Origin of the sequence: Enterobacillus tribolii (assembly GCF_003363015.1) — a bacterium.
Taxonomy (GTDB): Bacteria; Pseudomonadota; Gammaproteobacteria; order Enterobacterales; family Enterobacteriaceae; genus Enterobacillus; species Enterobacillus tribolii.
The window spans coordinates 1-13,822 of the sequence record NZ_QRAP01000001.1 but is presented as its reverse complement, the minus strand read 5'-3'; the positions used below and the strand labels follow the sequence as shown (position 1 = coordinate 13,822).

12 protein-coding genes and 1 pseudogene are annotated in these 13,822 nt (G+C 57.0%); 7 read left to right on the top strand and 6 right to left on the bottom strand.

Annotated features, from left to right (window positions below):
- Positions 1–11: 11 nt before the first annotated feature.
- The 3 genes from caiB to caiT are packed head-to-tail and all read right to left on the bottom strand — an operon-like array spanning position 12 to position 3,975.
- Positions 12–1,229, bottom strand: coding sequence for an L-carnitine CoA-transferase (caiB, locus tag C8D90_RS00065; RefSeq protein WP_115456370.1), 1,218 nt, complete (start codon positions 1,227–1,229; stop codon positions 12–14).
- Positions 1,230–1,281: 52 nt separating this feature from the next.
- Positions 1,282–2,421: a crotonobetainyl-CoA dehydrogenase gene (caiA, locus tag C8D90_RS00060; protein ID WP_115456368.1), complete on the bottom strand. Its 1,140-nt coding sequence runs from the start codon at positions 2,419–2,421 to the stop codon at positions 1,282–1,284.
- A gap of 27 nt (positions 2,422–2,448) precedes the next feature.
- On the bottom strand, positions 2,449–3,975 hold the full coding sequence (gene caiT, locus C8D90_RS00055; RefSeq protein ID WP_115456366.1) for an L-carnitine/gamma-butyrobetaine antiporter: 1,527 nt from the start codon (positions 3,973–3,975) through the stop codon (positions 2,449–2,451).
- Positions 3,976–4,694: 719 nt separating this feature from the next.
- On the opposite strand from caiT, the gene C8D90_RS00050 reads away from it, so the two are divergent.
- From C8D90_RS00050 to C8D90_RS00030, 5 genes are all read left to right on the top strand, one after another.
- On the top strand, positions 4,695–5,468 hold the full coding sequence (locus tag C8D90_RS00050; RefSeq protein ID WP_115456365.1) for an electron transfer flavoprotein: 774 nt from the start codon (positions 4,695–4,697) through the stop codon (positions 5,466–5,468).
- 13 nt (positions 5,469–5,481) lie between these two features.
- Entirely contained in the window at positions 5,482–6,408 is a 927-nt protein-coding gene (locus tag C8D90_RS00045) for an FAD-binding protein (protein WP_115456363.1), read from the top strand.
- 76 nt (positions 6,409–6,484) lie between these two features.
- A complete protein-coding gene (gene fixC / locus C8D90_RS00040; RefSeq protein WP_115456361.1) occupies positions 6,485–7,771 on the top strand; it encodes an FAD-dependent oxidoreductase FixC in 1,287 nt (428 codons plus the stop codon).
- On the top strand, positions 7,768–8,055 hold the full coding sequence (locus tag C8D90_RS00035) for a 4Fe-4S dicluster domain-containing protein (protein ID WP_115456359.1): 288 nt from the start codon (positions 7,768–7,770) through the stop codon (positions 8,053–8,055). The genes fixC and C8D90_RS00035 overlap by 4 nt, the downstream gene beginning before the upstream one ends.
- A 72-nt stretch (positions 8,056–8,127) precedes the next feature.
- Complete coding sequence (locus C8D90_RS00030; protein ID WP_115456357.1) at positions 8,128–9,444, top strand: MFS transporter; 1,317 nt, start codon at positions 8,128–8,130, stop codon at positions 9,442–9,444.
- Here C8D90_RS00030 and C8D90_RS00025 read toward each other — a convergent pair.
- Together C8D90_RS00025 and aes are read right to left on the bottom strand one after the other, a co-directional pair.
- The gene (locus C8D90_RS00025; RefSeq protein ID WP_115456356.1) at positions 9,441–10,406 is read right to left on the bottom strand and encodes an L-carnitine dehydrogenase; all 966 of its coding nucleotides are present in this window, start codon (positions 10,404–10,406) and stop codon (positions 9,441–9,443) included. The two genes, C8D90_RS00030 and C8D90_RS00025, sit on opposite strands and share 4 nt — an antisense overlap.
- A gap of 32 nt (positions 10,407–10,438) precedes the next feature.
- Positions 10,439–11,401, bottom strand: a complete 963-nt coding sequence (aes, locus tag C8D90_RS00020; RefSeq protein WP_115456354.1) for an acetyl esterase — start codon at positions 11,399–11,401, stop codon at positions 10,439–10,441.
- 445 nt (positions 11,402–11,846) lie between these two features.
- On the opposite strand from aes, the gene caiF reads away from it, so the two are divergent.
- Positions 11,847–12,245, top strand: coding sequence for a carnitine metabolism transcriptional regulator CaiF (caiF, locus tag C8D90_RS00015; RefSeq protein WP_115456352.1), 399 nt, complete (start codon positions 11,847–11,849; stop codon positions 12,243–12,245).
- A 185-nt stretch (positions 12,246–12,430) separates the two neighbouring features.
- The gene (locus C8D90_RS00010; protein WP_115456351.1) at positions 12,431–13,393 is read left to right on the top strand and encodes a sensor domain-containing diguanylate cyclase; all 963 of its coding nucleotides are present in this window, start codon (positions 12,431–12,433) and stop codon (positions 13,391–13,393) included.
- A 174-nt stretch (positions 13,394–13,567) separates the two neighbouring features.
- Here the strand turns inward: C8D90_RS00010 and C8D90_RS00005 are convergent.
- Positions 13,568–13,822, bottom strand: a pseudogene (locus tag C8D90_RS00005) (ShlB/FhaC/HecB family hemolysin secretion/activation protein); the annotation flags it as partial.

The window sequence follows — 13,822 nt, the reverse complement described above, 5'->3', positions numbered from 1 at the left end:
CTCACCCGTGGTTATTCACTGATCCTGATGATACCTTTTTCACGCATCATATTGATTTCCTGTGGTGAATAGCCGAGATCGCTCAGGATATCGGCGGTATCCTTGCCGCGGGCGGGCATCGCGCGCCAGACTTTGCCGGGGTGACGGCTGAATTTCGGCATCACGTTCGGTCCTTTGAGCGTTTTCCCGCTTTCCGCCTGCCATTCAATGAAGTTTTCCCGCGCCAGATACTGCGGATGATTTTCCAGCTCCGGAATGGTCATCACCTTGCCGGCGGCAATAGTGAATTTCGCCAGTACGCTTTCCGCTTCGGCAATGGTTTTTGCGGCGAAGAAAGCATCAAGCTTCGCCTCCAGCTCTTCCGCCGCCGGGCTGTCAGCGCGGATGCCGGGAATGCCTTCCGGGTAATCCGGCGTGCCAAGCAGATGCCCCATCCCCAGTTCCTCAAGCATGCTTTTCACCTGCTTGCCGCCCACCAGCTCAATGCCGATAAAGCCATCGCTGCAGCGGTATACGCCGCACCCGACCTGCGTGGGGTCTTTGCCCTTGGTGGAGCGCGGGTAAAGCGTGCCGCCGTTGAAGTAGTCCATCATGTAGTACTGGCCGATGCGCAGCATGACCTCATACATCGCCACGTCGATGCTTTCTCCCTCGCCGGTTTTCTGCACCCGGTATAACGCGGCCAGCGAGGCGCTGAGTACGGTAAACGCCGCCAGATAGTCGGCGGTATAGGGAAAGGCGGGGATCGGCTGATCGCGATCGCCGTTCTGAATCAGGTAACCGCTGAACGCCTGGGCGATCAGGTCGTAGGACGGCAGGTTGATGTACTCGTCCACCCCGTACTGGCCGTAGCCGGAGACATGCACGATCACCAATGACTTATTGCGCTGCCACAGCAGTTCGTCGGTAATACCGCGCCGGGCGAAGGCCGGCCCTTTGCTGGATTCAATCAGGATATCGGTGGTTTCCATCAGCTTCAGAAACGCTTCCCGGCCTTCATCGGCGAAGATATTCATCGACAGGCTGTGCTGGTTGCGACGGTCCAGCTCGCAATAGTTCTTCTGCACCCGCAGCGTGTCGTCGTAGGCGACGTTTTCAATCCAGATCACCTCTGCGCCCCACTCCGCCATCATCTGCGGGCCGAACGGCCCGGCGACCTCAATGCCGGAAAACACCACCCGCACGCCTTCCAGAATACCGAACGACGGGGTATGTAATTTTTTGGACATAACACTGTTCCCCAGGGTTAAAGCCGCCGTTGATCGGCGGCGCTCATACATATCAGCGGTACTGTTTCAGCACCGAACGTCCCAGCGTCAGGATCTGCATCTCATCGGTGCCGCCGGAGACGCGATCGACGCGCAGGTCGCGCCAGAAGCGGGTAACACGGTGTTCACCGGCGATACCGATGCCGCCCAGCACCTGCATGGCGTCGTCCACCACTTCAAAGGCGGCGTGGGCGCAGTAGTATTTACACATCGCCGAATCGCCGGAGGTCATGCCGCCGTTGTCGCCCTTCCAGGCCGCTTCGTACAGCATGTTGCGCATGTTGGTCAGCTTGATCTGCATATGGGCGAATTTTTCCTGGATCAGCTGATAACGCCCGATAGCCTCGCCGAACTGCACGCGCTGATTGGCATATTTAGCCGCGTCTTCAAACGCGCAGTAGGCCGTGCCGTAGTTGGTCAGCGCCACCAGGAAGCGTTCGTGATCGAACTCTTCTTTCACCCGGTTGAAACCGTTGCCTTCCCGGCCGAACATGTCCTTCTCTTCCAGCTCAACGTTGTCGAACAGGATTTCGCAGCAGCTGTCCATGCGCAGGCCCAGCTTCTCCAGCTTGTTGACCCGGATGCCAGGCTTGCTCATATCCACGAACCACTCGGAAAAGACGGGTTTCTCCGACGATGCATCCCGCGCCATCACCACCAGATAAGGCGTGCGCGCGCTGCTGGTGATGAAGCATTTGCTGCCGTTGAGATAAACCTTGCCGTTACGCCGCGTGTAGTTGGTTTGCAGGCTGCCGACGTCCGACCCGGCGCCCGGTTCGGTAATGGCGGAGTTCCACATTTGCTCGCCGGTGCCGCGGAAGGCCATGATCTTGTCGATCTGTTCCGGCGACCCTTCACGCAGCACGGTGTTGAAGCCGCCCGGCAACTGATACAGCACGTAGGTCGGCGCGCCCAGGCGTCCCAGTATTTCCCATACCGCGGTGACCGTTACCAGCCCGGCCTCAAAGCCGCCGTGTTCTTCGGGAATCAGCAGGCTGTCGATGCCCATATCCGCCAGTTCCTTCACGAAGCGCAGCGGGTATTCGCTGTCGCGGTCACAGTCGGCAAAATAGCTTTCCCAGTTTTCCCGCTCCATCAAATCGCGGATGCCAGCAACAAACAGTTCCTGTTCATCGGTCAGCTTAAAATCCATAGTCAGAACCCCTTGTCAGTGTAAAAGTCAGTATTTCCAGTGCGTGGATTTGGCATCCTTGAGGAAGGAGACCGTTATCATGATGTTGACGAAAAACAGCGGGCATCCGCCGGCGATAATCGCGGTCTGAATCGGCTTCAGGCCGCCCAGCGCCAGCAGGATGATGCCAATCACCCCCACCAGCACCGACCACCCGACCCGCACCCATACCGGCGGTTCCTCATAGCCGCTGGCTTCCTTGCAGGTCGACATCGCCAGCGTGTAGGAACAGGCGTTAATCAGCGTTACCGTGGCGATAAAGCACAGGATGAAAAATGCCCACATGGTCACGGTGCTCAGCGGCAGCGCCGCCCAGGTTTCGATAATGGCGCGGGGAACGCCGTGCTCCTTGATGAGCTGCGGAATATCAATGATGTTTTTATTGATCAGGGTGATGGTGTTACTGCCCAGAATGGTCCACAGCAGCCAGGTTGACGCAGTAAGCCCGCCGACCATGCCGAGGCACAGCTGACGCACGGTTCTGCCCTTGGAGATTCGCGCCAGGAAGATACACATCTGGATGCCGTAGACGATCCACCACGCCCAGTAAAAGACCGTCCAGTCCTGCGGGAAGCCGCTCTTACCGATGGCGTCGGTGTAAAACAGCATGCGGCCGACGTTCATCAGCAACATCCCCACCGAGTCGGTGAAATAGTTCACCGTAAAGCTGGCGCCGCCGATGATCAGCACCCATGCCAACACCATCAGGCTGAGGTAGTTCCGCACGTCGCTGGCGATCTTGACGCCTTTCTGCAAACCAAACGCCACGCATATCGCGTTAACGACGATCCAGCAGGAAATGATGATGGCATCCAGCTCCAGGGTATGGGGCACGCCGAACAGATACTGAATACATTCCGTCACCAGCGGCGTGGCCAGCCCGAGGCTGGTGCCCATCGCCAGGATCAGCGCGACCAGGTAAAGGTTGTCGATGATGATGCCGATGATGCCTTTACTGCGCTTTTCTCCCAGCAGCGGCACCAGCGTCCCGCTCGGCCGGATAACGTTGATTTTGCGTACGAACAGGAAATAACCGAACGCCACCGCGAGGAAGCTGTACGTCGCCCAGGGCAGCGGCCCCCAGTGGAACAGGCTGTATGCCAGCCCCAGCTCCTTCGCGCCGGTAGAGAACGGCTCCAGGCCGAAAGGCGGCGTGGAAATGTAGTAATAAATCTCGATGGAGCCCCAGAACAGCACCGCCGCAGAGGTGCAGGAGGCAAACATCATGAAAATCCAGCTCAGCGTACTGAATTCCGGATCTTCATCGCCCAGCTTTCTGTTGGCGAACGGCCCGAGGATCAGCCAGAACCATCCGCCCAGCATCACGACCATGTACCACTCAAACGCCCAGCCCCAGTCGTGGGTGATATAGCTGAACACCGCATTAATGACCTTATTCGACGCATCGAGATCCCTTATGGTCAAATAAGAGAGTAAAGCGACGATAATCAATGACGGAAAAAAGACCTTGGGTTCAATGCCAATCTTCCGTGCTTTGCCTGTATCATTATTCATCTGCTGGCTTCCCGTTTCTTATCGGAACGCATTACTGTTTCTGATTGCCGCAGCACGTCCGGCAACGGAAAACAGAAATACCTGTCCGGACACGCCGGACCGAAATATTGAAAACCCGGTGAGCTGATATTATTCGGCGCAATAACCGGTGATGAGGACATGCCATCATTAGCACGCCTGATTTTACCCGCGTATCCTTGACGCTATATAAAGCGAATCCTTTTCCAGTTCCTCCCGTCAGCAATGTCGGCGTGTGAATTATAATGAGTTTGCCACAGGCAATAATCCGTGATCCCGGTCAATTTATATATTCCGGCAAAAATACCCCGGCAGCAGAACGGTGATTACCTCTTTCTGGTTATCATAAAAAATTAAAATAAAAACAATAAATTAAAACAAATAAGCAGAATAAAAAATCCACGGCGCGGCATTCTCACTACCGGTTTTATCATTCAATATTGGTGATCCAAGTATTACTTTCTATTCCTCTTTCCATGGTACTTGTATTGTCATTCTTCACCGGCCTTGCGACAAAAATGAAGAATAGCGCCGCGTTCATAATATTCAGAACGCGGTTACCGATGAACCGGAAATATTATTTTTATGTTACACATCGGTATTTTTTTGTCACATCAGATTTTCTGAGCGGACTGACGTTAATCCAGACTCGCATTTGATATTTACCCTTCTCGCCGATTGGGATAAAAATTGGAGATATGATGAAGATTCTCGCATGTTATAAATTAATTCCTGAGGAACAGGATATCATCGTCAATAATGATGGCAGCCTGAATTTCACCAAGGCTGAACCTAAAATCAGTCAGTTTGATCTTAATGCCATCGAGGCGGCGGTCGGCATTCAATCGGTATGCAATGACGCACAAATTATTGCCCTGAGCGCGGGCGGCAAAACGCTGGAAAACCCCAAGGCCCGTAAAGACGTCCTGTCACGCGGCCCGGGCAGCCTGACGCAGGTCATCGACGAAACGCTGCATGACGCGCTTCCCCACCGCACCGCGCGCGTGCTGGCCGCCGCCGCCGGTAAGCTGGGTTTCGATGTGATCGTCTGCGGCGACGGCTCCGGCGATCTTTATGCCCAGCAGGTCGGCCTGCTGCTGGGAGAATACCTGGGCATCCCGGCCATCAACGGCGTCAGCAAAATCCTTTCCGTCACGCCGGACACGCTGACCGTGGAACGCACGCTGGAGGATGAAGTCGAGGTTCTGGCGATCCCGCTGCCTGCGGCAATCTGCGTGTCCACCGACATTAACGACCCGCCGATCCCCTCGATGAAGGCGATTTTATCCGCGGCCAAGAAACCGGTCACCGTATGGAACTGCGCCGACCTCGGCCTTGACGGCATCGAAACGCTGAGCGAACCCGTTTCCGTCGCCGCGCCGAAGCAGAAAGAACGTCTGAACATCATCATCGAAGGTGACGGTGATGAGCAAATCGCCGCATTTGCCGACCATTTACGCAAAATTCTCAACTAATCCGGGGGAAGTCATGAATAAGTTTGCCAACGTATGGGTTTTCAGCGACAACGCCGCCCGCTTTGCGGAGCTGATCGGCGGCGCCCGGGAATTAGGTGAAAAGGTTCAGGTATTCGTAACGCAGGAACAGAAGGAAACCGTGCTTGCTCTGGGCGCTGACGCGATATACACGCTGAGCGGCGGCAGCGGGCTGACCGAAGACTACGCCGACACGCTGGCGCACTGCATCGCACAGGGCGGTGGACATTCGCTGGTGTTGCTGCCCGCCACCCGCCGCGGCAAAGCGATGGCGGCTCGCCTGGGCGCACGCCTCAATGCCGGGGTATGTAATGACGTTTCCGTACTGCGGGCGGATCAGTCCGGCGCGCTTGCGACCCATATGGTTTACGGCGGGCTGGCGCTGGGCGAAGAGCGGCTGGTTTCTCCCGTCGCCATCGTCACGCTGGGCAGCGGCACGTTTGCGCCGGCGGCACCGGTCGGCGGCGGTGAAGAGATTTCCCCGGAATTTATCGCCCCGCGTAACCCCATTACCTGCCTTGAGCGGCGGGCAAAACAGGGCAGCAACGTTGACCTCGGTAAAGCGAAGCGGGTAGTCAGCGTCGGGCGCGGTATCGGTAATCAGGAAAATATCGCCCTGGCCGGGCAATTGAGCGCCGCCATCGGCGCAGAGCTCGGCTGTTCGCGCCCGGTGGCGGAAAATGAGAAATGGATGGAGCGGGAACGCTACGTCGGTATCTCCGGCATCATGATCAAGCCGGAGCTGTATCTGGCGTTGGGGATCTCCGGTCAGATTCAGCATATGGTCGGCGCCAATGGCGCGCAAATCATCGCCGCGGTCAACCGGGACAAGAACGCCCCGATTTTCCAGCATGCGGACTACGGCATCGTCGGCGATCTGTTCAAAATCGTCCCGGTATTGGTCCGTGAACTGAATAAGTAGCGCTCATAAGTAGCGATCCCTGTCTACGCCGGCGGCGGAGTCCGCCGGCAGCCACCTCAACGCGGAGCGGCAGATTATGTCAGAAGAAGTGTTTGACGCCATTATCGTCGGCGGCGGGCTCGCCGGCGCGACGGCGGCGCTGGTGCTGGCCCGTGCGGGAGCCGATGTGCTGGTCATTGAACGCGGCAACGCCGCCGGGGCGAAGAACGTCACCGGCGGCCGGATGTACGCACACAGTCTGGAAAGAATTATCCCCGGCTTCGCCGGTGAAGCCCCGGTAGAACGGCTGATTACCCGCGAGAAGGTCTCTTTTCTCACCGAAACCAGCGCAGTCACCCTGGACTACCAGGCACCGGCCGGCGCGCCGGCGCAGGTTTCCTATTCAGTGCTGCGCGCGAAGTTCGACGCCTGGCTGATGGCGCAGGCAGAATCGGCCGGCGCACAGTGCATTGCGGGTATCCGCGTAGATAAGTTAGTCACCCGCGACGGCAAGGTCACCGGCGTGGAGGCGGACGGCGACGTGCTGGAAGCCAACGTAGTGATCCTGGCTGACGGCGTTAATTCCCTGCTGGGCGAATCGCTGGGCATGGTGAAACGGATAAAACCGGAATCAGTGGCGGTCGGCGTTAAAGAGGTCATCAGCCTGCCAAAGGGCGTGCTGGAGGACCGTTTCAATCTGGAAAACAGGCAGGGCGTCGCCTGGCTGCTCGCCGGTTCGCCTTCTGACGGGCTGATGGGCGGCGGCTTTCTTTACACCAACGAAGACAGCCTGTCCCTCGGCCTGGTCTGCGGGTTGCACCACATCGGCGAGGCGGGTAAATCCGTACCGCAGATGCTGGAGGACTTTAAACGTCATCCGGCGGTACGTCCGTTAATCGCCGGCGGCAAAATGGAAGAATATGCCGCGCACGTGGTGCCGGAAGTCGGTATCAATATGCTGCCGGAAATCATCGGCGACGGCGTGCTGATTGCCGGTGATGCCGCCGGGATGTGCATGAACCTGGGGTTCACCATCCGCGGCATGGATATGGCGATCGCCTCCGGCGAGGCGGCGGCCCGGGCGGTGCTCGACGCCAAAGAAAAAAGCGACTTCAGCCGCAGCGCGCTGGCGGGCTACCGTACCCGCCTGGAAGAAAATGCATTGCTGCACGATCTGAAAACGTACCGTAAGCTGCCGGCGTTTCTGGAGAATCCGCGCCTGTTCCGCCAATATCCGCAAATGGCGGCCGACCTCATGGCAGACATGTTTACCATCGACGGCCAACCGGCGCAGCCGATGCGCAAGAAGATCCTCCGGCACGCCAAAGCCATTGGTTATCTCAATCTGATTAAAGATGGCATCAAGGGAGTGGGAGCGATATGAGTGAATCCGTTAACGTAGACGTCAAACTTGGCGTGAACAAATACCATGTGGATGAAGGCCATCCGCACATCATTATCCGGGAGCATCCCGACATGCAGGCCTACCGGACGCTGACTCTCGCCTGCCCTGCCGGCCTGTACAAGCTACAGGATGACGGCTCGGTGCGCTTCGACTACGCCGGCTGCCTGGAGTGCGGCACCTGCCGTATCCTGTGCGGCGAAACCCTGTTGGACAAATGGGAATATCCGCGCGGTACCTTCGGCGTGGAATATCGTTACGGTTAAATGATATCCCGGCGGGCAAGACGCCCGCCTGCATTTCCCGCCCATTCACCGATCGGCAGCGGTATAAAAACTATGGAACAGCCCAAAAATTTTGACGACATTAATTTTACGTCCATACACCGGAAAATCCTGTTATGGGGCAGCGGCGGCCCTTTTCTCGACGGATACGTGCTGGTTATCATCGGCATTGCCCTGGAGCAGCTGACGCCCGCCCTGAAGCTTGACGCGCAGTGGGCCGGGCTGGTAGGCGCCGCCACCCTGGCGGGGCTATTCATCGGCACGGCCCTGTTCGGTTACATCGCGGACCTGTTCGGCCGCCGGCTGATGTTTCTCATCGACATCATCGCCATCGCGGTGATTTCCGCCGCCACCATGTTTATCTCTTCGCCGCTGGAGCTGGTGCTGATGCGGTTTCTTATCGGCATCGTGATCGGCGCCGACTACCCTATCGCCACGTCGATGATCGCGGAATTCTCACCGACCCGTCACCGGGCTTTCTCAATGGGATTCATCGCCGCCATGTGGTACGTCGGCGCGACCGCGGCGGATATCGTCGGTTACCTGCTGTATGACGTGGAGAACGGCTGGCGCTGGATGCTGGGCAGCGCGATCGTTCCCTGCATCATGATCCTGCTGGGGCGTTTTCACCTGCCGGAATCACCGCGCTGGCTGGTGCGTAAAGGGCGGCTTGAAGAGTGCAAAAAAATGATGCGCGAACTGTTCGGCACTGAACTCACCTTCGGTTTTGAGGAGCCGGAACCGACGCGCTACCGTAAAATCTTTGAAAAACGTCACCTGAAGATGATCGTTTTCATCGGCATCATCTGGTCGTGTCAGGTGATCCCGATGTTCGCCATTTACACCTTCGGGCCGCAGATTATCGGGCTGCTCGGGCTGGAGGGCGGGCGCGAGTCCGTGCTGGGGAATATCGTCATCAGCCTGTTTTTCCTCATTGGCTGCATTCCCGCCATGTACTGGCTGAACTCCATCGGACGCCGCCCGTTGTTGATCGGGAGTTTCGCGGTAATGACCGCGGCGCTGGCCCTGCTGGGGCTTGTTCCGGAGCCGGGCATCTGGATGGTGGTTGTGGCGTTCGCGGTCTATGCCTTCTTTTCCGGCGGGCCGGGGATTCTGCAATGGCTGTACCCCAATGAACTGTTTCCCACCGACATCCGCGCCTCCGCCGTCGGCGCCGCCATGTCCCTCAGCCGTATCGGGACCGTTCTCTCTACCTATGCCCTGCCGATTTTCATCGTGAATTACGGCATTGCGCCCACCATGCTGGCCGGCGCGGGGATCTCGCTGCTTGGCCTGCTGGTTTCTGTCGCGATGGCGCCGGAAACCCGCGGCATGTCGCTCGAAGAAACCAGCAAGCTGGAAAGTTGTTAATCACCGGCCCGCATTCCGTGGCGGGCCTTAACCTCTTCAATAGCCTTCATCACCGCCAGCAGGCAGTCATCGCGGTAACGTTCGGTTTGCGCGATGCTGCGGGCGCCCAGTTGTTGCTCAGTCCCTTTTGCTACCGCATCGATCAGGCGCTCCGTCAGTTCAGGCGCAGGCAGGTAGGTCCAGGGCAGTTTCAGCGCCGGGCCGAACTGGTGCATGAAATGGCGCATCCCCGCCTCGCCGCCGGCCAGCGTATAGGTGAGAAAAGTTCCCATGAACGACCAGCGCAACCCGGCGCCGAAGCGGATGGCGTCATCAATCTCGCCGGTAGTCGCGACGCCGTCGTTAACCAGGTGCAGCGCCTCACGCCACAGCGCTTCCAGCAGGCGATCGGCGATAAACCCCGGCACTTCCCGGCGCACGTGCAGCGGGCGCATTCCCAGCGCGGTGTATATTTCCGTCGCCGCGCTAATCGCCTCCGGCGCGGTGTTACGCCCGCCGACGATCTCAACCAGCGGCAGCAGATAAACCGGGTTGAACGGATGGCCGACCACGCAGCGCTGCGGATTCAGGCTCTGATCGTAAAATTCGGACGGCAGCAGTCCGGAAGTACTGGAGGCAATAATGACGTCCGGACGCGCGGCATAGCTGATATCCCGGTGCAGCTCGCGTTTGAGATCCAGCCGCTCCAGCGTGCTTTCCTGAATAAAGTCCGCCTCAGCCACGCACGCCGCCACCGTGCCGGTGAAATGCAGGTTTGACAGCGCACTGCGCGCCGCCAGACCGTGACTCTCCAGCGTTTCCCAGGCCAGATCCAGACGCCGGCGCAGGTTACTTTCCGTTTCAGCCGTACGCGCCCACGCCACCACGTTCTTTCCCCCGGCCAGCGCCCGGGCCACCCATCCGCTGCCGATCACGCCGTTTCCCAGCGAGGCGACGGTCTCTACGTGAGTTATCCAACCCATGTCATATCTCTCCAATGTCAAAGTGATTCATATCAAACGAAGGTCCGAAAAAAGGCGGCGCCGTCGGCAATCGCCTGCCCGGCGGCTTTCATCATGCGTGAATAATGCAGAAAAGCATGTAATGTGCCGGGATATACCCGGTATTCACAGTGAATGTTTTTTTCCTGCAGTACCGTGGCAAGCGTTTCGCTGTCGTCGCGCAAAGGATCGAATTCGCAGGCGGCGATAAAACAGGCCGGCATGGCGTGGGCCAGGTCGTTGTTAAAAATGCAGTAATGGGGGGAGTGCATATCCGATTCCCGCGCCAGATACATCTGCTGGTAATAGCGCAGATCGACCTGCGTCAGGCCGTCCCATTCACCGCCGTACCAGCGGCGGGTACGTGAATCCTGCAAACCGTAGAGGCCGTAATACAACAGCAGCGCACGTATACCGGAAATGTCTTCCCCGTGATCCCGCATCCACAGACAGGCGCTCAACGCCAGCAAGGCGCCGGCGGAGTCGCCTGCATAACCGCAGCAGGTCAGATCCAGTTGATATTGCGTGCTGTGCTGGCGGAAAAAACGGGAAACGGCAGCGATCTCCTTAATGGCGCGCGGAAAACGCGCCTCCGGCGCCAGCGTGTAGTCCACGCCGATCACAACACAGCCGCTCTCCTGCGCCAGCAGACGCATAATGCGGTCATGGGTATCCAGATTACCGACGACAAACCCGCCGCCGTGCAGATAGAACAGGCATCCGTTGCTGATGCGCTGCTGCGGGCAGAAAAGCCGGGTGCGTACAACGCCCTCCTCGTACGGGACGTCAACGTCGGTGATGCGTTCCATCTGCGGCCCGCCTTCATTCCAGAAGCGACGCTCCTGCTGATAATGGAGACGCGCTTCCGGCAGGGACATCTCACCGGAGGACGCCGCGTGTTCCCTTTGGTAGCGCAGAACGTCGATCATCTCCGGTGAAAGCTGACCAAGAAAATCAAGCTTGTTGTTTTCATTCATAAAAATCCCCTTTCCTACGATCTTCGGGGATTCTATAGCGCAGACCAACGCAAACCGTGACGCTTTCTATGATATTGAAAGTTCTTAATCCCATTCCTGTTTACGGAATTGTTTGAATAAAGATCCACAGCGCTTCTTTTGTCATTAAAAAAATAACGAAGAGCCATCTTTATCTGCGCAAAAATATCTCAATGCGCTTATTTCATGACACGAAAACAACATTAAATTTACTAAAAAGTCACATTAATTATCGACTTAACCCATATAAAAAGTGCGTGATTTTGTCGGGTTCTGCGTATATGTTGGAGGGCAGTAATATTTCAAAAACTATTCCATCGCATACGGTTAGCGCCGGAAAATGATTTTCCGCCGCCGGGATAACCCTGAAAAGTTTCACATCAATTCCCAATCGTCCCCGGTTTTAATAAGTTTAATAGGTGTGGATATGAGTAGAAATTTTGATCGTGAGCCACTTTATCTTTGCGTCGCCCGCTGGGTCATGCAACAGAAAACATGGGTATGCGCCCAGTCTATTGCCGAGCAGTTCGGCCTGCCGCTCAGTAAGGCCGTTAACACCGTGTCTTATATTCTCGCTGAGGTGAACGAGATAACCTGCTCCACCAAAACCGTTCCCAACCAGCTGGCAGGTCGCGGCTGCCAATGTCAGCGCCTGCTGCGCGTTGAACACATTGATGATTCTATCGAAGCCCGGCTTCTGAACGCCGTGAATATAGAGAGTATTCCGACTTCCCTGAGCGACAGAATAACGACCGCCATTCCCCCCGGTAAGCTCAACCGCGAAGAAAAATGGCAGTGGCTGCTGTCTAAATCCGTCAGAAAATAACCCCGTACGCGGCGGACGCCGTTCGCCGCCTCCGCACAATCTGTGATATTCCTTGCGAAGAAGACAGGCAGAACATGGTTTTCGCTTCAGCCAGTGCTAATACTTAAGGTACGCCAACGGTACGCGCATTGATGATAGCCGGGGCATTTGTTATCGTGCTGTTAATCTTTATGTGAGGTTAAGCGATGAAAACCCCTGACATCCCTGCCGATGAAGAGTATCGACTCAAGGAACTTCGTGCGCTGAATATTTTGAATACCCCGGCTGAAGAGCGTTTCGACCGCCTGACCCGGCTGGCGAAGCGCCTGTTTGGCGTACCGATTTCCATCGTCAGTCTGATTGAAACCGACTGGCAATGGTTCAAGGCCTGTGATGGTTTTTCCTCACATACCGCGCCGCGCGACACCTCATTTTGTGGTCATGCCATCCTGGAAGATGACATGCTGATCGTAGAAAACGCGCTGCACGACGAGCGCTTCTTCGATAACCCGTTGGTTACCGGCGAGCCAAACATCCGCTTCTATGCCGGTTGCCCGCTGCGTTCTCCGGGCGGCGCCAAGGTGGGGACGCTGTGCATCGTTGACGATAAACCACGCGCCTTCGTCGCCGATGATGCCGCCACCCTGCGCGATCTGGCGTCGATGGCAGAGTCTGAACTGGCGGCGTTCCAGGCAGCAACGTCTGATGAACTGACGCAGATATCCAACCGGCGCGGCTTTACTTTTCTTGCCCAGTTGGTGCTCAACGACTGCGCGCTCCACGGTTATGACGCCAGCCTGGTGTTTATCGACCTGGACAAGTTTAAATGCATCAATGATACGCTGGGCCACCGGGAAGGCGATCGCGCGTTGCAGGATGTGGCGGACGGAATGAAAGTCATCTTTCGCGGCTCCGACCTGTTTGGCCGCCTGGGGGGCGATGAGTTTGTGGCGTTGTTCAGCAAAATGCGCCCGCAGGGAGCCGAGGAGAAACTGCGGCAGCTCACTGCCCACCTGACGCAGCAAACGAACGATTTACAGCGGCGCTATACGCTGAATCTCTCTTATGGCATTACGGCGTTTGATCCTGCGGCGCCGCTTTCCCTGGAGCAATTATTAGCCAAGGGAGATGAAACGATGTATCAGATGAAACAAGAGAAAAAACGGTAAGGATAAGTGGTCCGCCCGGCGGGCGGACTTAATGTTTCATTCTGTCCTGTTGACTGAACGTACCGCGGCAGACATGCTTGTATAATTCGTTAAAAATTAGCGCCAATTCAGGAAGGTATTTTACGGGGCCGACACGGAATAGCCCCGGCATTGAATTAACCACAACGAATCAGCTTACAACACGAAGCCAATCCGGTAATAGACTGACACCCGGTCCGGCTCCAGCCGGTCCGGATAAGCCAGCGGCCAACCGACCGTCAGCTGACTCGAGAAATGCTTCCCGTTGCTCGTCAGCCCCACGGCGCCTCCCCACAGCGTTCCTGACGCATACGGCTCCTGTTTGTCATGACGCAGATAGCCACCGTCAATGGCTGCCACTACGCCCACCGCGCCTATTACCGGCATCCTGAATAATGTCCAGTCTACTTC